This window comes from Alkalibacillus haloalkaliphilus C5 (assembly GCF_000269905.1).
Classification (GTDB): Bacteria; Bacillota; Bacilli; order Bacillales; family Alkalibacillaceae; genus Alkalibacillus; species Alkalibacillus haloalkaliphilus_A.
The window spans coordinates 1-495 of sequence record NZ_AKIF01000294.1 but is presented as its reverse complement, the minus strand read 5'-3'; the positions used below and the strand labels follow the sequence as shown (position 1 = coordinate 495).

Sequence of the window (495 nt, the reverse complement as noted above, 5' to 3'; positions counted from 1 at the left end):
ACTGCCGGGCGATAAATTCTCCTTCGTGGACAGTTAAAAATATTCCAGCGTAGCTCAGAGGTAGAGCAGTTGGCTGTTAACCAATTGGTCGCAGGTTCGAATCCTGCCGCTGGAGCCATTTTTTGGAGAGCTGTCCGAGTGGTCGAAGGAGCACGATTGGAAATCGTGTAGGCCGCCAACGCGGTCTCGAGGGTTCGAATCCCTCGCTCTCCGCCATAGATTTTAATACGGCCCATTGGTCAAGTGGTTAAGACACCGCCCTTTCACGGCGGTAACAGGGGTTCGAGTCCCCTATGGGTCATTGATCGGAGGATTAGCTCAGCTGGGAGAGCACTTGCCTTACAAGCAAGGGGTCGGTGGTTCGAGCCCGCCATCCTCCACCATTAAGAGAAATATCATCGAAGGTTTGCGAGGAGCGTAAGCATCACCGAACAACTTGCAACGTGACGAGTCGTCACAGTATAATTTAAACCTTTTATAGTCTGGGTTCCTCAC

4 tRNA genes are annotated in these 495 nt (G+C 51.7%); all 4 read left to right on the top strand.

Annotation, left to right across the window (positions count from 1 at the left end):
• Window positions 1-43 precede the first annotated feature (43 nt).
• Window positions 44-118 (top strand) — tRNA-Asn (locus A194_RS0116530).
• A gap of 6 nt (window positions 119-124) precedes the next feature.
• A tRNA-Ser gene (locus A194_RS0116525) sits at window positions 125-216 on the top strand.
• A 13-nt stretch (window positions 217-229) separates the two neighbouring features.
• Window positions 230-301, top strand: a tRNA-Glu gene (locus tag A194_RS0116520).
• A 6-nt stretch (window positions 302-307) separates the two neighbouring features.
• A tRNA-Val gene (locus A194_RS0116515) sits at window positions 308-383 on the top strand.
• Window positions 384-495 lie beyond the last annotated feature (112 nt).